Origin of the sequence: Haemophilus influenzae (genome assembly GCF_019703545.1) — a bacterium.
GTDB lineage: Bacteria > Pseudomonadota > Gammaproteobacteria > Enterobacterales > Pasteurellaceae > Haemophilus > Haemophilus influenzae_E.
In genome coordinates this window covers 1063342-1085518 of record NZ_AP018771.1, presented here as the reverse complement: position 1 = coordinate 1085518, position 22177 = coordinate 1063342, and the positions used below count along the sequence as shown (strand labels likewise).

Here is a 22177-nt window from a genome sequence, read left to right as displayed (position 1 = left end):
CCGTGGGTATACCTACCCGCGGTAAAATACCTTTATTTTTTACCGCACTTTTAAAAGATTATTCTGTAATTAATGCAACAGCTGCTTCTTCCGTTTCTTGAACTTTCGCCATTTCTTGGAATTCTTGTGCATCCATAATATCTTGATTAATCAAACCTTTTTCGATTTCACGCAATGCGATTACTGTTGGTTTGTCATTATCTTCTGGCACTAACGGCACACTTTGGTTAAGTTGTAATTGTCTTGCACGACGCGCAGCCGTTAAAATTAAATCAAAACGGTTACCAATTTTTTCTACTGCATCTTGCACAGTAACACGAGCCATAATTTACTCCGATTTGTCAAAAATTACTCTATTGAAAGGGCGTTATAATACTCAATTTCGCCCTATTTTGCTAGTAGCTGTTGAATTAACATTGCATTTTGTTTTTGTTGATAATCTTTAGTTAAGCGTTCCGATTGCAAAATACTTTGTAAATCTTTTAATGCTTTCTCAAAATCATCATTCACAATAACATAATCATATTCGTCATAATGCGAAATTTCACTCATCGCTTTTGACATTCGTTCAGCGATAACCTCTTCACTATCTTGCCCACGACCAATTAAACGACGTTCTAATTCAGGCAATGAAGGCGGTAAAATAAAAATGCTTTTAACACTAGGAACTTTTTTGCGGATTTGTTGGGCGCCCTGCCAATCAATATCTAAAAATACATCAATGCCTTTTGCTAAATTTTCTTCAATCGCTGGTAAAGAGGTTCCATAATAATTGCCACCAAAAACTTTGGCATATTCTAGAAATAAATCTTGCTCAATGAGTGATTCAAACTCTTCTTTTGATACAAAATAATAGTGTACGCCTTCAACTTCACCCGGGCGTGGGGCACGGGTCGTATGTGACACAGAAACCATTTTTTGAGTTGAGCTATCTGATGTCAATAACGCAGAAATTAATGAAGATTTTCCTGCGCCACTTGGTGCAGATAAAATATAAAGATTACCTTGAGACATAGAATATTTAACCTTCTCTAACAACTTCAGTCTATTATGCAGATTTCTCTATAAAAAATCATCAAAAGTGCGGTGATTTTTTACGGTACTTTTTCATTCTAATGATAATTTGATATAGATCACAAAAAAGTAGTAGGGTTTATAGTTTTATAAAAATGCTCGTGCTATACTCTGTGCGTTGTCTTACTGAGTGAGCAGTATTACTCAAAGCAAACAGATTTGTTTAACTTAAATAAAAGGTGAAAATCTTATGGCAATTAAAATTGGTATCAATGGTTTTGGTCGTATCGGCCGTATCGTATTCCGTGCAGCACAACACCGTGATGACATTGAAGTTGTAGGTATTAACGACTTAATCGACGTTGAATACATGGCTTATATGTTGAAATATGATTCAACTCACGGTCGTTTCGACGGCACTGTTGAAGTGAAAGATGGTAACCTAGTGGTTAATGGTAAAACTATCCGTGTCACTGCAGAACGTGATCCAGCAAACTTGAACTGGGGTGCAATCGGTGTTGATATCGCTGTTGAAGCGACTGGTTTATTCTTAACTGATGAAACTGCTCGTAAACACATCACTGCAGGTGCGAAAAAAGTTGTATTAACTGGCCCATCTAAAGATGCAACTCCTATGTTCGTTCGTGGTGTAAACTTCAACGCATACGCAGGTCAAGATATCGTTTCTAACGCATCTTGTACAACAAACTGTTTAGCTCCTTTAGCACGTGTTGTTCATGAAACTTTCGGTATCAAAGATGGTTTAATGACCACTGTTCACGCAACAACTGCAACTCAAAAAACTGTGGATGGCCCATCAGCTAAAGACTGGCGCGGCGGCCGCGGTGCATCACAAAACATCATTCCATCTTCAACAGGTGCAGCGAAAGCAGTAGGTAAAGTCTTACCTGCATTAAACGGTAAATTAACTGGTATGGCTTTCCGTGTTCCAACGCCAAACGTATCTGTTGTTGATTTAACAGTTAATCTTGAAAAACCAGCTTCTTATGATGCAATCAAACAAGCAATCAAAGATGCAGCGGAAGGTAAAACGTTCAATGGCGAATTAAAAGGCGTATTAGGTTACACTGAAGATGCGGTTGTTTCTACTGACTTCAACGGCTGTACTTTAACTTCTGTATTTGATGCTGATGCTGGTATCGCATTAACTGATTCTTTCGTTAAATTAGTATCTTGGTACGATAACGAAACGGGTTACTCAAACAAAGTATTAGACTTAGTAGCTCATATCTACAACTACAAAGGCTAATTAAAACTTTGAAAAAATTAACCGCTCTTCAGAGCGGTTTTTTATTATCTAGAATTTAGTTTACGCTCTAAAAATGAACAAAGGATCACTAAAAATGATTTAAAACAATCAATATTCTTCTAGCTTTCATTCCTATTTAAGATTATATTAGCGCACAACCGTTCGCTCAATGAAATAAAAAATAGGGTTAATATGAATCTCGATCTCCATTTTGTTCATCGTATTCAACAACAAGCCAAAACTCGTGCAAATATGACCGCACTTCGCTATAAAGAACACGGCTTGTGGAGAGACATTTCTTGGAAAAATTTTCAAGATCAACTCAATCAACTTTCTCGAGCATTGCTTGCTCACAATATTGGCGTACAAGATAAAATCGCCATTTTTGCCCATAATATGGAACGTTGGACAATCGCTGACATTGCGACCTTACAAATTCGAGCAATCACAGTACCTATTTACGCAACCAATACAGCCCAGCAAGCAGAATTTATCCTAAATCACGCCGATGTAAAAATTCTCTTCGTCGGCGATCAAGAGCAATATGATCAAGCATTGGAAATTGCTCATCATTGTCCAAAATTACAAAAAATTGTGGCAATGAAATCCACCATTCAATTACAACAAGATCCTCTTTCTTGCACTTGGGAAAGTTTTATTAAAACAGGTTCAAACGCCCAACAAAATGAACTAACCCAACGCTTAAACCAAAAACAATTATCGGATTTATTTACGATTATTTATACCTCAGGCACAACGGGAGAGCCTAAAGGTGTCATGTTAGATTACGCTAATCTCGCTCACCAATTAGAAACACATGATCTTTCACTTAATGTGACAGATCAGGATATTTCACTTTCTTTTTTACCATTCTCTCATATTTTTGAACGAGCCTGGGCGGCTTATATTCTTCATAGAGGCGCAATACTTTGCTATTTAGAAGACACCAATCAAGTGCGGTCAGCTTTAACGGAAATTCGACCAACCTTAATGTGCGCCGTCCCACGTTTTTACGAAAAAATTTATGCTGCCGTATTGGATAAAGTTCAAAAAGCCCCAAAACTTCGCCAAATTATGTTTCATTGGGCAATTTCTGTAGGACAAAAACATTTTGATCTACGTGCGAATAACAAAACTGTTCCGTTCTTATTGAAGAAACAATTTGCTTTAGCGGATAAATTAGTGCTCTCAAAACTTCGTCAATTATTGGGGGGACGAATAAAAATGATGCCTTGCGGAGGAGCAAAATTAGAACCTGCTATTGGGCTATTTTTCCACGCCATTGGTATCAACATCAAATTAGGCTATGGCATGACAGAAACAACTGCAACCGTTTCTTGCTGGCATGATTTCCAATTTAACCCAAATTCAATCGGCACACTGATGCCAAAAGCGGAAGTGAAAATTGGGGAAAATAATGAAATCCTTGTGCGTGGTGGAATGGTGATGAAAGGCTATTACAAAAAGCCAGAAGAAACGGCTCAAGCCTTTACAGAAGATGGTTTCTTAAAAACTGGCGATGCGGGAGAATTTGACGAACAAGGCAATTTATTTATTACCGATCGCATTAAAGAATTAATGAAAACCTCAAACGGCAAATATATCGCACCACAATATATCGAAAGCAAAATCGGTAAAGATAAATTTATCGAACAAATTGCGATCATCGCTGATGCGAAAAAATATGTATCCGCGCTTATTGTGCCTTGCTTTGATAGTTTGGAAGAGTACGCAAAACAGCTCAATATTAAATATCATGACCGTTTAGAACTACTAAAAAATTCTGACATTCTGAAAATGTTTGAGCAGCGTATTAATGCAGTACAAAAAGAATTGGCTCATTTCGAGCAAGTAAAAAAATTCACGTTACTTTCTCAAGCATTTAGCATTAAATTGGGTGAAATTACACCAACATTAAAATTGCGTAGAAAAGTGATTTTAGAACGTTATCGCAAGCAAATTGAAGCAATGTATCATTCACAAGAAGCATAACTAAAAGGCTCTCAATTGAGAGCCTTTCTTTTCTAATTATTCAGGAAATTTTTCTTCTAAAATCAATGCAAGTCCATCTTCATTATTGGTCGTGGTAACTACATTTGCAGCTTGTTTAATTTCATTTGGCGCATTTCCCATTGCCACCCCAAGCCCCGCATGTTCTAGCATATCCAAATCATTAAAATTATCGCCAAATGCAATCACTTCATTAGTTTGTACGCCAAAATAATCTTCCAAAAAACGCACCGCACTTCCTTTGGTTGCACTCTTGTGCATTACCTCTAAAAAGTTAGCATGAGAACGACAAATACTTAAATGTGGAAATTTTTTCTTTAAAAGAACTTCAATCTCAATGATTTCTTCTGCTTCCCCAATAATTTGAATTTTATGTGGCGAACTTGTCGCTACTTCATCAAAAGGATGAATCTCAATTTTGGTCACGCTGCGTTCATAAATCACCCATTTATTTTCTACGTCACGAGCATGGCAATCATTATTTGTATAATAATTCACGCCAAGCAAAGGATGTTCCGCCAAAACGGTATTAATCTCTAAAATATCTTTTGGATCAATTTGTACGCTATAAATTGGTTCAAGATGTTGATTCAAAATAAGCGCACCACTAAATGCAACAAGCACATTATTCGTTTCAAGCTGTTTCCAATAAGGCAAAATACCCAAAGGAGAACGTGCCGAAATTGGCACAAAAGGAATGCCATTCGCCGTTAAACGCTTAATTGCCGCAACAGTTCGAGGGGAAATGGTATGTTGAGAGGTTAATAAGGTGCCATCAAAATCACTAAATACTGCTTTATACATCATTACTCCGAATAAAGATTATTTCTCTGCTAGATAAGGATCATCAAAGCCTAATCCTTGCATAATTTGGGTTTCTAAGCTTTCCATTTCTTCCGCTTCATCGTCTTCAATATGATCATAACCGAGTAAATGTAAGCTACCATGCACGACCATATGCGCCCAATGTGCCATTAATGGTTTCTCTTGTTCTGAGGCTTCTCGCTCCACGACTTGACGACAAATAACGAGATCCCCTAACAATGGCAACTCCACCTCATCGGGGCATTCAAATGGAAATGAAAGTACGTTAGTCGGGCGATCCTTTCCACGATAAGTTAAATTTAATTCATGGCTTTCGGCTTCATCCACAATACGCACCGTCATTTCGACTTCATTGCCCTCAGGCTGAACAGCATCTGTTGCCCACTGCACAATCTGCTCTTCTATTGGCAAACCCTCTATATTTTCTGTGGCAATTTGCAAATCAACCAATACACTTCCCATTCTATTCTCCTAAATTCTTTTCAATTTCTAACCGCACTTTTGCACTTATTGAATACATATAACAAACGGGTGGGCTTATGACCACTTTTATATGTGTAAAAATGAGGGGAATTATACAATAATAAACCCACCAATCCCCTTTAGATTACATAATTTATATTTACCGCTAATTTACTCTATTTTTAACATACAAAGAGACAAATCACGCTATTTCCTTAATAAACACAAGACCTCAAATCTCTCGCTCTTGGTTGGGGTTAATTGTGAAGTCGTAGATGTCCGCTATAAATATTTCCTTTTCCTTCCCTAGCAAAACCAATTAAAGTCAAATTATGTTTTTCTGCCATTGTGACTGCTAAATCCGTTGCGGCAGAAATCGTGACTAACATTTCCACCCCGCAAGCCACTGTTTTTTGCACCATTTCATAACTCGCTCGACTGGAGGCTAAAATAAAACCTCTAGGTTTACCCGATTTTGCGTGCCACCCAAGCAATTTATCTAATGCAACGTGGCGACCCACATCTTCGTAAATAGCTAACATACTTCCATATAAATCGAAAAATGCACAAGCATGGGTAGCACCAGTTTTACATCCAAGCAATTGATTTTTTTGAAGATCAATAAGACAACTATCTAGCAAATTTAAATCAAATTGAAAAGTACAGTCTAATTTCGGAAAAGTTTTATATACTTGATTCAATTGTTCTGTACCACAAATACCACAACCAGTACGCCCCGTAAGATTACGACGATGCTCTTTTAATGCCATAAATTTACGGCTGGAAAGTTCAATTTGCACTTCAATACCATTGCAAACTTCTACAACATCAATACCATAAATATCTTCTGGTTTATTGATAATTCCCTCTGTTAGAGAAAAACCTAAAGCAAAATCCTCTAAATTGTTTGGGGAACACATCATAACTGCGTGAGAAATGCCGTTATATACCAAAGAAACTGGTATCTCTACAGCCAGTATGTCTTCTTTTTGTTGCAAAAGTGCGGTCAATTTTTCTGTATTTTTTGTCTTTCTAAAAAAGTTGATAGTTTGTCGAATCCAGCACTGCATTTATTACCCGTTCATTAGTTAAATGTAAAAAGTCTGTTAAATTATTTTTATATTTATGATCTAGATCACAATATTTGTTGAAGCTAATGTCATTTGATTATGGATTTATTGTTAAAAAATCGTTACTCTAGCCATCTAATAAATCAACGTTTTTACGATGATTTATACACTAGAGAGTGTTATTTTAACGAAATCAACATAATCTAGCTACTAAACGAATTTTATTACTATCTATAATATCTCAACAACTTGTTGTTGAAAGGAGTGATTATGCAGGTCTCAAGAAGAAAATTCTTCAAGATCTGTGCAGGAGGTATGGCGGGAACGTCAGCTGCAATGTTGGGCTTTGCTCCAGCAAATGTATTAGCTGCGCCACGCGAATATAAATTATTACGCGCGTTTGAATCCCGTAACACCTGTACATACTGCGCTGTAAGTTGCGGTATGTTGTTATATAGCACAGGCAAACCTTACAATTCATTAAGTAGCCATACTGGCACAAATACTCGTTCAAAACTCTTTCATATTGAAGGCGATCCAGATCACCCAGTCAGTCGTGGTGCACTTTGCCCGAAAGGTGCTGGCGCACTCGATTATGTCAATAGTGAAAGCCGTTCTTTATATCCTCAATATCGTGCGCCCGGTTCTGATAAATGGGAACGAATTTCTTGGAAAGATGCCATTAAACGTATTGCTCGTTTAATGAAAGATGACCGAGATGCCAACTTTGTTGAAAAAGATGCAAGTGGAAAAACGGTTAATCGTTGGGCAACGACAGGAATTATGACTGCATCAGCAATGAGCAATGAAGCTGCGTTATTAACGCAAAAGTGGATTCGAATGCTCGGTATGGTGCCAGTATGTAACCAAGCGAATACTTGACACGGACCAACGGTAGCAAGTCTTGCTCCATCATTTGGTCGCGGTGCCATGACAAATAACTGGGTTGATATTAAAAATGCCAACTTAATCATCGTTCAAGGCGGTAACCCTGCTGAAGCCCATCCTGTTGGCTTCCGTTGGGCAATTGAAGCGAAGAAAAACGGTGCGAAAATCATCGTTATTGATCCGCGTTTTAACCGTACCGCATCCGTTGCAGATTTACACGTGCCAATTCGTTCTGGTTCTGATATTACGTTCTTAATGGGCGTGATCCGTTACCTATTGGAAACAAATCAAATTCAACACGAATATGTTAAACACTATACCAATGCTTCATTCTTAATTGATGAAGGTTTCAAATTTGAAGACGGTTTATTTGTAGGTTACAACGAAGAAAAACGTAACTACGATAAATCTAAATGGAACTACCAATTTGATGAAAATGGTCACGCTAAACGTGATATGACATTACAACATCCTCGTTGTGTCATTAACATCTTAAAAGAGCACGTTTCTCGTTATACCCCAGAAATGGTTGAGCGTATTACAGGTGTAAAACAAAAACTCTTCTTACAAATCTGTGAAGAAATTGGTAAAACCTCAGTGCCAAATAAAACGATGACGCATCTATATGCGTTAGGCTTTACTGAGCATTCAATCGGTACACAAAATATTCGCTCAATGGCGATAATCCAATTACTTTTAGGTAATATGGGGATGCCAGGTGGCGGTATTAACGCATTACGTGGACACTCCAATGTTCAAGGTACGACAGATATGGGCTTATTGCCAATGTCTTTACCAGGTTATATGCGTTTGCCAAACGATAAAGATACCTCTTACGATCAATACATTAACGCAATTACACCAAAAGATATCGTTCCAAACCAAGTGAACTATTATCGTCATACTTCAAAATTCTTTGTCAGTATGATGAAAACTTTCTACGGAGATAATGCCACTAAGGAAAATGGCTGGGGATTCGATTTCTTACCAAAAGCAGATCGCTTATATGATCCGATTACTCACGTTAAATTGATGAATGAAGGCAAATTACACGGTTGGATTTTACAAGGTTTTAACGTATTAAATGCACTACCAAATAAAAATAAAACGTTATCTGGTATGAGTAAACTGAAATACTTAGTCGTTATGGATCCATTACAAACTGAATCATCAGAATTTTGGAGAAATTTTGGTGAGTCAAATGATGTAAATCCTACGGAAATTCAAACAGAAGTTTTCCGTTTACCAACTACTTGTTTCGCAGAAGAAGAAGGATCAATCGTTAATTCTGGTCGCTGGGCTCAATGGCACTGGAAAGGTTGCGATCAACCGGGAGAAGCCTTACCTGATGTTGATATTCTTTCTATGCTACGCGAAGAAATGCACGAACTTTATAAAAAAGAGGGTGGTCAAGGCATTGAATCTTTTGAAGCAATGACTTGGAATTATGCTCAACCACACTCACCAAGTGCGGTTGAATTAGCCAAAGAATTAAATGGTTATGCGCTTGAAGATCTTTATGATCCAAACGGTAACTTGATGTACAAAAAAGGTCAATTACTCAATGGATTTGCACATTTACGTGATGATGGTACAACAACATCAGGTAACTGGTTATATGTTGGTCAATGGACTGAAAAAGGCAACCAAACTGCTAATCGCGATAATTCAGATCCATCGGGTTTAGGTTGTACTATTGGCTGGGGCTTTGCATGGCCTGCAAACCGCCGCGTACTTTATAGCCGTGCATCATTAGATATCAATGGTAATCCTTGGGATAAAAACCGCCAATTAATCAAATGGAACGGTAAAAACTGGAACTGGTTTGATATTGCTGACTACGGCACGCAACCACCAGGTTCTGATACTGGGCCGTTTATTATGTCCGCAGAAGGCGTAGGACGTTTATTTGCCGTTGATAAAATTGCAAATGGCCCAATGCCAGAACACTATGAACCAGTTGAAAGCCCAATTGATACAAACCCACTTCATCCAAATGTAGTGACAGATCCAACTTTACGTATCTATAAAGAAGATCGTGAATTTATTGGTTCAAATAAAAACTATCCATTTGTAGCAACAACTTATCGTTTAACCGAGCATTTCCACAGCTGGACTGCACAATCTGCATTAAATATCATCGCACAACCACAACAATTTGTGGAAATTGGCGAAAAATTAGCGGCAGAAAAAGGCATCCAAAAAGGCGATATGGTAAAAATTACTTCTCGTCGTGGCTATATTAGAGCGGTTGCCGTGGTTACAAAACGTCTTAAAGATCTCGAAATTGATGGACGTGTCGTACACCATATAGGTCTTCCAATTCACTGGAATATGAAGGCATTGAATGGCAAAGGTAACCGTGGATTCTCTACTAATACCTTAACACCATCTTGGGGTGAGGCAATCACGCAAACACCAGAATACAAAACATTCTTGGTAAATATTGAAAAAGTTGGGGAGGCATAATATGGCCGGAACTGCTCAAGGCGTTCAAACGCAAGACGTTATTAAAATCTCCGCAACATCTGGTTTAACACCAGCACCACAAGCGAGAGATCATAAAGTCGAAGTTGCAAAATTAATTGATGTTTCAACTTGTATAGGATGTAAAGCCTGTCAAGTGGGTTGTTCAGAGTGGAATGATATTCGCTCTGATGTCAATGCACAATGTGTTGGGGTTTATGACAATCCAGTTGATCTTGATGCAAAAGCGTGGACGGTGATGCGTTTTAACGAAGTTGAAGAAAACGATCGTTTAGAATGGCTGATTCGTAAAGATGGCTGTATGCACTGCGCAGAACCTGGTTGTTTAAAGGCTTGTCCAGCACCTGGTGCGATCATTCAATATGCTAACGGTATTGTAGATTTCCAATCCGATAAATGTATTGGTTGTGGTTATTGTATTGCAGGCTGTCCATTCAATATTCCACGTATGAATCCTGAAGACAATCGTGTATACAAATGCACCCTTTGTGTGGATCGTGTTTCTGTAGCACAAGAACCAGCTTGCGTGAAAACCTGTCCAACAGGTGCGATTCGTTTCGGCTCTAAAGAAGAAATGAAAATTTACGCAGAACAACGCGTGGCAGATTTAAAATCTCGTGGTTATGAAAATGCAGGACTTTACGATCCTCCAGGTGTAGGCGGTACACATGTAATGTATGTGTTGCATCACGCAGATAAACCTGAACTTTACAATGGTCTTCCAAAAGATCCTCAAATTGATTTGAGTGTGACCTTATGGAAAGATGTATTGAAACCAGTCGCTGCAGTGGCAATGGGTGGTCTAGCTCTAGCAGAAGTTGCACATTACTTAACCGTTGGCCCAAATGTAGAAGAAGATGTAGAAGATCATCATCACGAATTTGAAGAAAATAAACCGTCTAAGGGGGAAAACAATGAGTAAAATTGAAATTAGCAACGATACTCGCGTTATCCGTCATAGAACCCCAGCGCGTATTAGTCACTGGATGTTGGTTATTTGCTTTTTTATGACGATGTTCACTGGCGTTGCATTTTTCTTCCCTGACTTTGCTTGGCTCACAGAAATTTTGGGTACACCACAAATTGCGCGCGCCATTCACCCATTCACAGGGATTTTAATGTTCTTCGCTTTCATCTACTTAGCGTTATTGTACTGGGATCACAATATTCCAGAAAAAAACGATATTCGCTGGGCAAAAGGTGTCGTTGAAGTGCTTAAAGGGAATGAACACGCAGTTGCTGACAACGGTAAATATAACCTTGGTCAAAAAATGCTCTTTTGGACATTAAACTTGGCGATGGTAACGTTATTAGTCACTGGCATCATTATGTGGCGTCAATATTTTTCACATTACTTCTCAATCCCAGTATTGCGAATTGCTATTTTGCTCCACTCTGCAAGTGCTTTTATGTTATTCACGGGTATCTTGGTGCATATATATATGGCATTTTGGGTTAAAGGATCAATTCGCGGTATTGTTGAAGGTTGGGTTACTGTTCGTTGGGCGAAAAAACATCACCCAAGATGGTATCGTGAAGAAGTTTTATCAAAACTTGAAGAAGATTTACTCAACGAGCAATCTGGCAAAAAAGTAGGTAAAACCAAAGTCTTATTTAAAGGATTTGGCAAATAAGCTCAAATCCTGAAAAAGAAAAAAGTGCGGTTAAAATTGACCGCACTTTTTATTATAAAAGTGAGAAGAATATGAGTATCAAAATCTTATCTGAATCAGAAATTAAACAAGTGGCAAATACATATCAAGCCCCAGCGGTTTTATTTGCCAATCCTAAAAATCTTTACCAACGCAGAGCGAAACGTTTAAGAGACTTAGCACAAAATCATCCTCTATCTGATTATTTATTATTTGCCGCAGACATAGTTGAAAGCCAACTTTCCACGTTAGAAAAAAATCCTTTACCAGCACAACAGTTTGAACCGTTAAATGCTATCGAGCCACTAAATGCCAAAACCTTTAAGCGAGACAGTATCTGGCGCGAATACTTAACTGAAATTCTTGATGAAATAAAACCCAAAGCTAACGAACAAGTTGCTGCAACAATTGAATTTCTTGAAAAAGCCTCCTCTACCGACTTAGAAGAAATGGCAAATAAGTTATTAGCACAAGAATTTAATTTAGTTAGCAGTGATAAAGCCGTCTTTATTTGGGCTACACTTTCCCTTTATTGGCTACAGCTCGCCCAGCAAATTCCCCATAATAGCCAAGTTGAGAACGCCGAAAATTTACATCACTGCCCTGTTTGTGGTTCTTTACCTGTGGCAAGTATTGTACAAATTGGTACATCACAAGGGTTACGCTACTTACATTGTAATTTATGTGAAAGTGAATGGAATTTAGTACGCGCACAATGCACCAATTGTAATAGCCACGACAAACTCGAAATGTGGTCGTTAGATGAAGAACTTGCACTTGTTCGTGCTGAAACCTGTGGTAGCTGTGAAAGTTACTTGAAAATTATGTTCCAAGAAAAAGATCCTCATGTAGAGCCTGTAGCCGATGATTTGGCTTCTATTTTCTTAGATATTGAAATGGAAGAAAAAGGTTTCGCACGAAGCGGATTAAATCCATTTGTTTTTCCTGCAGAAGAAGCATAAAAAATATAGCCTAGAAATATCTAGGCTAATTATTTAAATCTATAGATAACACGCCATTACCACGGCATTTTCTCGTCCACCACTGGGTTTCGGATAATAATTTTTCCGAATATCGACTTCATTAAAACCAACTTTTTCATACAAGAAACGAGCAGGGTTAGACTCTCTGACTTCTAGCCATAAAGTCTGTACACCTCTTTCCTTTAATTGAAAGATTAATTCGCCTAACAATAATTTGCCAAATCCACAACCTTGATAATTAGGCAAAATCGCAATATTAAACAAATTCGCTTCATCTAATACGGTTTGGCAAATCGCAAAACCGATAATCTGATTATTCTCAATTAATTTTAAATTGAAATAACGCTCCCCTTGATTATTTTTTAACGTCCCCAGCGACCAAGGCACCAGATGTGCTTGCTGTTCGATTTCATACAATCGCTCGAAATCACAGGCTTCAATTTGAGAAATAATAGACATAATTAAGACTGCTGAATTTGTTGCCATAACGCTCGTTTGGCTTGATGATTAGATTGAAATTGCTGCCAACTTGGCGAGCGATAAACCTGCTCTGCCTGCACACAAAATGCTAAAGTGCGGTCAATTTGGTCGCTATTTTCTGATAGTAACCAATAACGAATAGGCTGCTTACATTCCATATGCTGGATTTGATCGTAATTCAAACATAAGCAATTTTCTTTTTTAAGATCAAGGCTTAACAGCACATCAGCCAACAAAGGCGAGCTACTGATATTCTCATCGGAAACAGTGATAAAGCGAATATTCTCTGCCACACTGATTCCTACTGAACCTTGCAGTACCTCGGGGCGATATAATTCCCACTGGGAAATGCCCATTTCTTGTAAAAGAAGATCGCGTCTGTTCATAAGTGAATTTTTAAAACGTTGCTTGAAAAATAGTGTTAATTTCTTTTATTAATCTTTGCTAAAATGACGCATAATTTTAACTAATAACCCACAGGATTCAAAGCGTGATTTCTCTAGAGAGCCAAGTTTTAGAACGCCATCTTTCATTTTTTAATGGTAAATCGGTATTATTTGCTGGAGGAATTTCTGATAATTTTCCTCAAACATTAGCCTCAAAATGCCAATCAATCCAAATTTGGAGCTGCTATTTTGACTATGCAAGAACGCAAAGTGCGGTCAATTTTTCCGTTGAATTTCAAGGTCAAGCCGATTTAATCGTTTATTATTGGACTAAAAACAAACAAGAAGTCAATTTCCAACTGCTTCAACTATTGTCTCAAGCTCCTATTGGTCAAGAAATATTAATTATTGGCGAAAATCGTTGTGGCGTACGTTCAGTAGAAAAAACATTAGCACCCTATGGGGAAATAGCAAAAATTGACTCTGCTCGCCGTTGTGGTTTATATCATTTTTCACTCCAAAATAAACCGCACTTTGAACTTAAAAATTTCTGGAAAACCTATCAACATTCTACGCTAGAAGACTTAACTATATATAGTTTACCTGGGGTATTTAGTGCGGCGGAATTAGACGCAGGCACGGAACTGTTACTTTCAACCATTGATAATAAAATAAAAGGAAAAGTGCTCGATCTTGGCTGTGGCGCGGGGGTAATTGGCTCTATGATAAAAAAACGCTCGCCTAACGCACAAATTACGATGGCAGATATTCACGCAATGGCATTAGAATCAGCGCGTAAAACACTTTCTGAATATCAATTACAAGGCGAGGTTTACGCCAGTGATGTCTTTTCTGATGTACAAGGAAAATTTGATTTGATCATTTCAAATCCACCATTCCACGATGGCATTGATACCGCCTATCGAGCCGTAAAAGAACTTATCACTCAAGCGAAATGGCATCTCAATCAAGGTGGAGAATTACGCATTGTCGCCAATGCATTTTTGCCTTATCCCGAGCTACTTAAACAACATTTCAATGATTATCAAGTTCTTGCTCAAACAGGAAAATTTAAAGTGTATTCAGTGAAAAGTTAAAAACAAAAAATCCCCATCACAATAATGGGGATTTTTATTATGCGAATAAATTTTACCGCACTTTATTCATCCATATATCCTAAACTGCGCAGCGCACGTTCATCATCTGCCCAACCTGATTTCACTTTTACCCAAAGTTCAAGATGGACTTTGTTATCAAATAAACGTTCCATATCAGCACGTGCTTCCATACCAATAGTTTTAATTTTTTGACCGCCCGCACCAATTACCATTTTTTTCTGACCTTCACGTTCAACCAGAATTAAGCCATTTATTTCATAAGTACCACGTTCATTCACTTTGAATTGTTCGATTTCAACAGTAACAGAGTAAGGCAATTCTTCTCCCGTAAAACGCATTAATTTTTCACGGATTATTTCCGATGCCATAAAACGTTGTGAACGGTCTGTAACATAATCTTCTGGGAAATGATGCACACCTTCGCGTAAAGATTGGCGTACAATTTTCTCTAATTCATGAACATTATTACCACGCTGTGCAGAAATTGGCACAATGTGAGCAAAGTTAAATTTACTGCTAAGATCTGTAATAAACGGCAATAAATCATCTTTATTTTTGATGTTATCTACTTTGTTGATAGCAAGCACAACGGGGGATTTTGCATTGCGTAATTTGTTTAGCACCATCTCATCATCTGCATTCCAGTGTGTGCCATCAACAACAAAAATAATTAAATCAACATCGCCGATAGCACTACTTGCGGCGCGGTTCATTAAGCGGTTAATTGCACGCTTCTCTTCAATATGAAGCCCTGGCGTATCCACATAGATTTCTTGATACGACCCTTCAGTTTTAATTCCCACAATGCGGTGACGGGTAGTTTGTGCTTTACGTGATGTAATTGAAATTTTTTGTCCTAAAATTTTATTTAAGAGCGTTGATTTACCCACATTTGGGCGACCTACGATAGCAATAAAGCCGCAATAGGTTTTGTCGAATTGTTCGGTCATTTGATGTCCAGTTCTTTTAAAATTTGTTCTGCTGCCGCTTGTTCAGCTTTACGACGGCTAGATCCTTTTGCCACAAAAGTGCGGTCAATTTTATCCGCACTTTTCACTTTGCATTCAACAGTGAAAATTTGGCAATGGGCTTCCCCTTGAATATTTACCACTTCATAAGTTGGCAATGGCAAATGTTTACCCTGTAAATATTCTTGCAAACGAGTTTTCGCATCTTTTTGATTATCGCCCGGTTTAATTTCTGCCAATAATTGTTGATACCAATTTCGAATCACTTGGGTCGTCACAGCTAATCCTTGATCCAAAGACATTGCACCAATAATCGCTTCTACACAATCGGCAAGAATAGATTCACGGCGAAAACCACCGCTCTTTAGCTCGCCAGAACCAAGCGACATATAATCGCCTAATTCAAATTGGCGCGCTAAAATCGCTAAAGTGGGTTCGCGTACCAAAGTAGCACGCATACGGCTCAGTTCTCCTTCATTACAACGTGGAAACTGATGATAAAGTGCTTCAGCGATAGTGAAATTAAGAATGGAATCGCCTAGGAATTCTAGGCGTTCATTATGTTGAGTTGCCGCACTTCGATGCGTAAGTGCCTGCTTTAAGAGCGCAATATCATTAAAACAATAGCCGATTTTACGCTCAAGTCGATCTAAATGATTCATCTTATTTTATTGCTGTAAAGAAGCGATCAAAACGGAAACCTGTTGGCCATTCATTCGCTTCTTTTTCTAAGCTCATCCAAATATAAGTGGCTTTCCCCACAATATTTTTTTCAGGCACAAAGCCCCAAAAACGGCTATCATCACTGTGATCGCGATGATCCCCCATCACAAAATACTGCCCTTCTGGCACAAGCCATTCTGCAGTTTGCATCCCCTCTTGTGGGAAAAATTCAGAGCCTGAATAACGACGATATTCACTAATTAACACATTGTGTGTTACATCGCCTTTTTCAGTCAATTCTAATTCATTAGGAAAAGCTGGATTTGTTGGATTTTGTGTATATTCAAACGCCTTGGTTTCGCAATCAATTTCACAAGGTTTACCTTCTTTACCATATACAATTTTTAATGTTTTTTGTTCCACATCAAAAATTATGCGGTCTCCGCCCTTTCCAACAATACGTTTAATATAATCAACACCAGACATATTATCTTTTGAACTTAACGCAAGATTTTCTGCAAAAGCCGCTCGAGTTGCGCCAAGACCTGTACGAATTAACGCTTGTTGTGGTGCTTTAAACACAATTACATCGCCACGTTGTGGTTTTTCGCCTGCAATAATGGTGTTTTGGAAAATCGGATCTTTCACACCATAAGCATATTTATTCACAATTAAAAAATCGCCAACACGTAAGGTGGATTCCATTGAGCCAGAGGGAATTTGAAACGGTTCAAACAAAAAAGAACGAACCAAAAATACCACTGCAAGCACAGGAAAAAGTGAAGATAAAAATTCTGAAGCCTCAGAAATCGGTTCAATTTTGGCTTTATCTTCCTCACTTAAGGTTTTACCAGAACGTTGTTCTGCACGTGCCACTTGACGATGACGTTTTGGCAGCACCACAAAACGATGATAAAACCATAATACGCCTGAAAGTGCGGTCAAAATTAGTAACAAAATACTAAAAGTATTTGGCAGCTGAAAATAATCTAATACTTTCCACACACCAAAACCCACAGCCAATAAAATCACAAAAAATAAATTTGACATAATTTTCCTTATTTATCTTTTCCTACGTGTAAAATTGCTAAAAACGCCTCTTGCGGCACTTCTACGTTACCTAAAGACTTCATACGTTTTTTACCCTCTTTCTGTTTCTGTAAGAGTTTTTTCTTACGGCTCACGTCGCCACCATAACATTTTGCTAATACGTTTTTACGTAATTGTTTTACGGTTGAACGCGCAATAATGTGGTTTCCAATCGCTGCTTGAATGGCAATATCAAATTGCTGACGAGGAATTAACTCTCGCATTTTTTCAACCAATTCACGACCACGATATTGTGAATTATCTTTATGAACAATTAAAGCTAAAGCATCTACTCGTTCGCTGTTAATCATAATATCCACGCGAACCATATCTGCCGCTTGGAAACGTTTGAAACCGTAATCTAACGAAGCATAACCACGAGATGTTGATTTTAAACGGTCAAAGAAATCTAGAACCACTTCTCCCATTGGAATTTCATAAGTCAGCGCAATCTGATTACCGTGATATACCATATTGGTTTGCACACCACGTTTTTCAACGCAAAGGGTAATGACGTTACCTAAATATTCTTGTGGCACTAACATATTACATTCTGCGATTGGCTCGCGAATTTCAGCAATATTATTAAGTGGGGGCAATTTTGCAGGACTATCCACATAAACAACCTCCCCATTCGTTAATTGCACTTCGTAAATTACCGTTGGCGCAGTTGTGATAAGATCTAAATCATACTCACGTTCTAAACGCTCTTGAATGATTTCCATATGTAGAAGTCCAAGGAAACCACAACGGAAACCAAAACCAAGTGCGGTCGAAGTTTCTGGTTCATAGAAAAGTGATGCATCGTTTAAACTTAATTTACCAAGCGCATCACGAAACGCTTCATAATCATCAGAACTTACAGGGAAAAGCCCAGCATAAACCTGTGGTTTTACTTTTTTAAAACCTGGCAACACTTCAGTTGCAGAATTATGTTGATGGGTTAAGGTATCCCCAACTGGCGCGCCTAAAATATCTTTAATCGCACAAACAACCCAACCCACTTCGCCACATTCTAAAACAGTCGTATCTTCTTGTTTTGGCGTAAAAATCCCTAAACGATCTACGTTGTAAGTTTGCCCTGTGGACATCACTTTAATTTTATCGCCTTTACGTAATACCCCGTTTTTAATACGCACTAAAGACACCACGCCCAAATAGTTATCGAACCAAGAATCAATAATCAATGCTTGTAATGGCACATTAGGATCGCCTTCTGGTGCTGGAATTTTTGCCACGATTTCTTCTAATACATCTTCGATACCCACACCCGTTTTAGCTGAGCATCGAACCGCTTCCATCGCATCAATTCCCACGATATCTTCAATTTCTTCAGCTACGCGTTCAGGATCTGCGGCAGGCAAATCGATTTTATTTAAAATCGGCACTACTTCTAAATCCATTTCGATTGCGGTATAACAGTTTGCCAGAGTTTGGGCTTCGACTCCTTGTCCTGCATCCACAACTAACAATGCCCCTTCACAAGCAGCAAGAGAGCGAGACACTTCATAAGAAAAGTCCACGTGTCCTGGTGTATCGATGAAGTTTAATTGATAAGTTTCGCCATCTTTGGCTTTATAATTTAAAGTCACACTTTGTGCTTTGATGGTAATTCCACGTTCACGCTCAAGATCCATTGAATCTAGCACTTGCGCTTCCATTTCACGATCCGAAAGGCCACCACAAGTTTGAATCAAACGGTCAGAAAGCGTTGATTTACCGTGGTCAATATGGGCAATAATAGAAAAGTTGCGAATATTCTTCATAAAAGATAGTTTTTCTCAAAAAATCAATAAATTTAACTGGCGGATTCTACCTGAAAAGCGCGGAAATCGCTAGAGATGAAAAGGAAAAGTGCGGTCAAATTTTTTAACCTTTTAGATAAAACAAAACCCCGAATGACTTCGGGGTTTCTTTTTTTCATTCAAACTGAAATTATAGGCTTTCAGTGAAAGTACGAGTAATAACGTCGCGTTGTTGTTCTGGCGTTAAAGAGTTGAAACGTACTGCGTAACCAGAAACACGGATAGTTAATTGTGGATATTTATCTGGATTGTTTACCGCATCTTCTAAAGTTTCACGACGTAATACGTTTACGTTTAAGTGTTGGCCACCTTCAACTTTAACAGTTGGTGCTACGTTTACTGGTAATTCACGGTATTCGATTTGACCTAATTCGCTCACTGCAACAACTTGGTCTTCAGCAAATTCGCCTTTTGCACATAAGCAACGTGCTTCATTTTTTTCGCTGTCTAATAACCAGAATGAATTAAGCAAATTGTCATTTGCCGCTTGAGTAATTTGAATACCTTTAATCATAATAGCCTCCTAATTGGCACGAAAATAATAATACTGTACAAATTTTATCAAATCATTTTAATATTTCAAATTATTTTAGATTTATTTGATAAAGAGCAGGTTATTTTTTTAATTAATTTTTATAAATTTGATCTAAATTAAAATTTATTAATTTTTAAATAAAATTTATATCAATAATTTAACATTAATTTAACTTTTTATTGAATGAATGTTTTTGTTTATAATGAATAAAAACTTATTAATAGGATAAAATAATGAAAAACTGGACAGACGTTATCGGAACAGAAAAAGCGCAACCTTACTTTCAACACGCACTACAACAGGTTCATCTTGCAAGAGCAAGCGGGAAAACGATTTATCCCCCACAAGAAGATGTATTTAACGCATTCAAATATACCGCTTTTGAAGATGTAAAAGTGGTAATTTTAGGTCAAGATCCTTATCACGGTGCAAACCAAGCGCACGGCTTGGCTTTTTCAGTAAAACCTGAAGTAGCCATTCCCCCTTCCCTATTAAATATATATAAAGAACTCACACAAGATATTTCGGGATTTCAAATGCCATCAAATGGTTATTTAGTCAAATGGGCAGAACAAGGGGTATTGCTACTTAACACTGTGCTTACCGTGGAACGAGGTATGGCACATTCACACGCCAATTTAGGTTGGGAAAGGTTTACAGATAAAGTTATTGAAGTACTCAATGAACATCGTGAAAAACTGGTGTTTTTACTTTGGGGCAGTCACGCACAAAAAAAAGGGCAAATTATTGACCGCACTCGTCACTTTGTTTTAACGGCGCCACACCCTTCCCCGTTATCAGCACATCGAGGTTTCTTTGGTTGTCATCATTTTTCCAAAACAAATTCATATTTGGAAAGCCACGGAATAAAACCGATAGATTGGCAAATCTAAACCATATCTCTAAAAAAATAACCGCACTTTAATCTCTCAAAGTGCGGTTAAATATTTCAGTATTTCAATTAGCCGTGGTAACGCCCTACACCTAATTCATCTTCTTTACGTGTGCGATTCATCACTTCTTGTGGAGATTGCGCAATACGTAATCCCATTTCATCTTCAGTACGCACCACTTCGCCACGTAACGAATTAGTATAAACATCAGTGATTTTCACATCCACAAACTTACCGATCATTTCTGGAGAACCTTGGAAATTAACAATACGATTTGTTTCAGTGCGTCCCGTCAATTCCATAATATCTTTCTTCGATGGACCTTCAACTAACACGCGCTGCTCTGTGCCAAGCATACGACGGCTAAATTGTGCCGCTTGTTGATTAATACGCTCTTGTAGCACATAAAGACGCTGTTTCTTTTCATCTTCCGTCACATCATCTGGCATATCTGCTGCTGGCGTACCTGGTCGGGCGGAATAAACAAAACTGAAGCTCATATCAAAGTTTACTTGTGCAATCAAATTCATAGTTTGCTCAAAATCTTCCGCCGTTTCACCTGGGAAACCAACAATAAAGTCTGAGCTGATTTGAATATCTGGGCGCACTGCACGAAGTTTACGAATAATGGATTTATATTCTAATGCGGTATGAGCACGTTTCATCATAGTTAATACACGGTCAGAACCTGCTTGCACTGGAAGATGTAGGAAACTCACCAATTCAGGCGTATCACGATATACATCAATAATATCATCGGTAAATTCTATTGGATGACTGGTTGTGAAACGTAAACGGTCAATACCATCGATAGAAGCCACGAGACGAAGCAACTCAGCAAAGCTACAAATTTGACCATCATGCGTTGGTCCACGATAAGCATTTACATTTTGACCTAGTAGATTGACCTCACGCACACCTTGTTCCGCAAGTTGCGCAATTTCAAATAGCACGTCATCCACAGGACGGCTGACTTCTTCTCCACGAGTATAAGGCACAACACAAAAAGTACAGTATTTATTACAGCCTTCCATAATGGAAACAAATGCCGTTGGGCCTTCTGCACGAGGTTCAGGTAAGCGGTCAAATTTCTCAATTTCAGGAAAGCTCACATCAACCACAGAGCTTTTACCGCCACGAATTTGATTAATCATTTCAGGCAAGCGATGCAAAGTTTGCGGGCCAAAAATAATATCCACATAAGGCGCACGATGGCGAATATGTTCCCCTTCTTGAGAGGCTACACAGCCGCCCACACCAATCACTAAATTTGGATTATTTTTCTTTAATTCTTTCCAACGCCCAAGTTGGTGGAACACTTTTTCTTGTGCTTTTTCACGAATAGAACAGGTATTTAATAATAATACGTCTGCTTCTTCAGGTGCTTCCGTGAGTTCTAATCCGTGGGTGCTTAATAAAAGATCAGCCATTTTAGATGAATCATATTCATTCATCTGGCAGCCCCAAGTTTTAATATGTAATTTTTGAGTCATTTTCTACAATATCGTTAGGTGTTATAAATAATTAGTTAAATAAAGCAATGGACTATTCTACAGGCTTGCGCTAATTCTGGCTAGTG

The 22177-nt window shown here is 38.2% G+C and carries 21 protein-coding genes; 8 read left to right on the top strand and 13 right to left on the bottom strand.

What is annotated here, in order from left to right; all coding sequences use genetic code 11:
* Positions 1–58: 58 nt before the first annotated feature.
* On the bottom strand, positions 59–325 hold the full coding sequence (gene rpoZ / locus K6J66_RS05405; RefSeq protein WP_005657866.1) for a DNA-directed RNA polymerase subunit omega: 267 nt from the start codon (positions 323–325) through the stop codon (positions 59–61).
* 62 nt (positions 326–387) lie between these two features.
* Positions 388–1014: a guanylate kinase gene (gmk, locus tag K6J66_RS05400; protein ID WP_038439632.1), complete on the bottom strand. Its 627-nt coding sequence runs from the start codon at positions 1012–1014 to the stop codon at positions 388–390.
* Between the two features lie 250 nt (positions 1015–1264).
* On the opposite strand from gmk, the gene gap reads away from it, so the two are divergent.
* Positions 1265–2284: a type I glyceraldehyde-3-phosphate dehydrogenase gene (gene gap, locus K6J66_RS05395; protein ID WP_005634934.1), complete on the top strand. Its 1020-nt coding sequence runs from the start codon at positions 1265–1267 to the stop codon at positions 2282–2284.
* A 192-nt stretch (positions 2285–2476) separates the two neighbouring features.
* Positions 2477–4276, top strand: coding sequence for an AMP-dependent synthetase/ligase (locus tag K6J66_RS05390; protein WP_038439631.1), 1800 nt, complete (start codon positions 2477–2479; stop codon positions 4274–4276).
* Between the two features lie 36 nt (positions 4277–4312).
* Here the strand turns inward: K6J66_RS05390 and K6J66_RS05385 are convergent, their stop codons facing one another.
* The 3 genes from K6J66_RS05385 to fdhD form a co-directional block, all read right to left on the bottom strand.
* Entirely contained in the window at positions 4313–5098 is a 786-nt protein-coding gene (locus tag K6J66_RS05385; protein WP_038439630.1) for a Cof-type HAD-IIB family hydrolase, read from the bottom strand.
* An 18-nt stretch (positions 5099–5116) separates the two neighbouring features.
* Positions 5117–5581, bottom strand: coding sequence for an rRNA maturation RNase YbeY (gene ybeY, locus K6J66_RS05380; protein WP_038439629.1), 465 nt, complete (start codon positions 5579–5581; stop codon positions 5117–5119).
* A 257-nt stretch (positions 5582–5838) separates the two neighbouring features.
* Entirely contained in the window at positions 5839–6651 is an 813-nt protein-coding gene (gene fdhD / locus K6J66_RS05375) for a formate dehydrogenase accessory sulfurtransferase FdhD (protein WP_005649892.1), read from the bottom strand.
* 270 nt (positions 6652–6921) lie between these two features.
* On the opposite strand from fdhD, the gene fdnG reads away from it, so the two are divergent.
* The 4 genes from fdnG to fdhE all read left to right on the top strand — a co-directional run bounded on the left by fdnG (position 6922) and on the right by fdhE (position 12640).
* Positions 6922–10008 (top strand): formate dehydrogenase-N subunit alpha, encoded by a 3087-nt coding sequence (fdnG, locus tag K6J66_RS05370; RefSeq protein WP_136429490.1) that lies wholly within the window; start codon positions 6922–6924, stop codon positions 10006–10008.
* A gap of 1 nt (position 10009) precedes the next feature.
* Positions 10010–10948 carry a formate dehydrogenase subunit beta gene (fdxH, locus tag K6J66_RS05365; protein WP_038439627.1) on the top strand — a complete coding sequence of 313 codons (939 nt, stop codon included), beginning with the start codon at positions 10010–10012 and terminating at the stop codon, positions 10946–10948.
* The gene (locus tag K6J66_RS05360; RefSeq protein WP_005649889.1) at positions 10941–11660 is read left to right on the top strand and encodes a formate dehydrogenase subunit gamma; all 720 of its coding nucleotides are present in this window, start codon (positions 10941–10943) and stop codon (positions 11658–11660) included. The genes fdxH and K6J66_RS05360 overlap by 8 nt, the downstream gene beginning before the upstream one ends.
* Before the next feature lie 71 nt (positions 11661–11731).
* Positions 11732–12640 carry a formate dehydrogenase accessory protein FdhE gene (fdhE, locus tag K6J66_RS05355; RefSeq protein WP_038439626.1) on the top strand — a complete coding sequence of 303 codons (909 nt, stop codon included), beginning with the start codon at positions 11732–11734 and terminating at the stop codon, positions 12638–12640.
* Positions 12641–12679: 39 nt separating this feature from the next.
* Here fdhE and rimI read toward each other — a convergent pair whose 3' ends face one another.
* Complete coding sequence (gene rimI, locus K6J66_RS05350) at positions 12680–13120, bottom strand: ribosomal protein S18-alanine N-acetyltransferase (RefSeq protein ID WP_080281427.1); 441 nt, start codon at positions 13118–13120, stop codon at positions 12680–12682.
* Positions 13121–13122: 2 nt separating this feature from the next.
* The gene (gene holD / locus K6J66_RS05345; RefSeq protein ID WP_021035498.1) at positions 13123–13527 is read right to left on the bottom strand and encodes a DNA polymerase III subunit psi; all 405 of its coding nucleotides are present in this window, start codon (positions 13525–13527) and stop codon (positions 13123–13125) included.
* 104 nt (positions 13528–13631) lie between these two features.
* Between holD and rsmC the strand changes: the two genes are divergently transcribed.
* On the top strand, positions 13632–14624 hold the full coding sequence (gene rsmC / locus K6J66_RS05340) for a 16S rRNA (guanine(1207)-N(2))-methyltransferase RsmC (RefSeq protein ID WP_038439624.1): 993 nt from the start codon (positions 13632–13634) through the stop codon (positions 14622–14624).
* Between the two features lie 62 nt (positions 14625–14686).
* On the opposite strand, the gene era is transcribed toward rsmC, so the two are convergent.
* From era to grcA, 5 genes are all read right to left on the bottom strand, one after another.
* Positions 14687–15595 (bottom strand): GTPase Era, encoded by a 909-nt coding sequence (gene era / locus K6J66_RS05335; protein ID WP_038439623.1) that lies wholly within the window; start codon positions 15593–15595, stop codon positions 14687–14689.
* Positions 15592–16275: a ribonuclease III gene (gene rnc / locus K6J66_RS05330; protein ID WP_038439622.1), complete on the bottom strand. Its 684-nt coding sequence runs from the start codon at positions 16273–16275 to the stop codon at positions 15592–15594. Before rnc ends, era begins: the two co-directional genes overlap by 4 nt.
* A gap of 1 nt (position 16276) precedes the next feature.
* Positions 16277–17326, bottom strand: a complete 1050-nt coding sequence (gene lepB / locus K6J66_RS05325) for a signal peptidase I (RefSeq protein WP_021035502.1) — start codon at positions 17324–17326, stop codon at positions 16277–16279.
* Positions 17327–17334: 8 nt separating this feature from the next.
* A complete protein-coding gene (gene lepA / locus K6J66_RS05320) occupies positions 17335–19131 on the bottom strand; it encodes a translation elongation factor 4 (protein WP_032824248.1) in 1797 nt (598 codons plus the stop codon).
* A gap of 169 nt (positions 19132–19300) precedes the next feature.
* Positions 19301–19684, bottom strand: coding sequence for an autonomous glycyl radical cofactor GrcA (gene grcA / locus K6J66_RS05315; protein ID WP_005628746.1), 384 nt, complete (start codon positions 19682–19684; stop codon positions 19301–19303).
* 254 nt (positions 19685–19938) lie between these two features.
* Between grcA and ung the strand changes: the two genes are divergently transcribed.
* The gene (gene ung, locus K6J66_RS05310) at positions 19939–20598 is read left to right on the top strand and encodes a uracil-DNA glycosylase (protein WP_005691080.1); all 660 of its coding nucleotides are present in this window, start codon (positions 19939–19941) and stop codon (positions 20596–20598) included.
* A gap of 68 nt (positions 20599–20666) precedes the next feature.
* Here the strand turns inward: ung and miaB are convergent, their stop codons facing one another.
* Positions 20667–22091 carry a tRNA (N6-isopentenyl adenosine(37)-C2)-methylthiotransferase MiaB gene (miaB, locus tag K6J66_RS05305; protein ID WP_005649877.1) on the bottom strand — a complete coding sequence of 475 codons (1425 nt, stop codon included), beginning with the start codon at positions 22089–22091 and terminating at the stop codon, positions 20667–20669.
* Between the last annotated feature and the right edge of the window lie 86 nt (positions 22092–22177).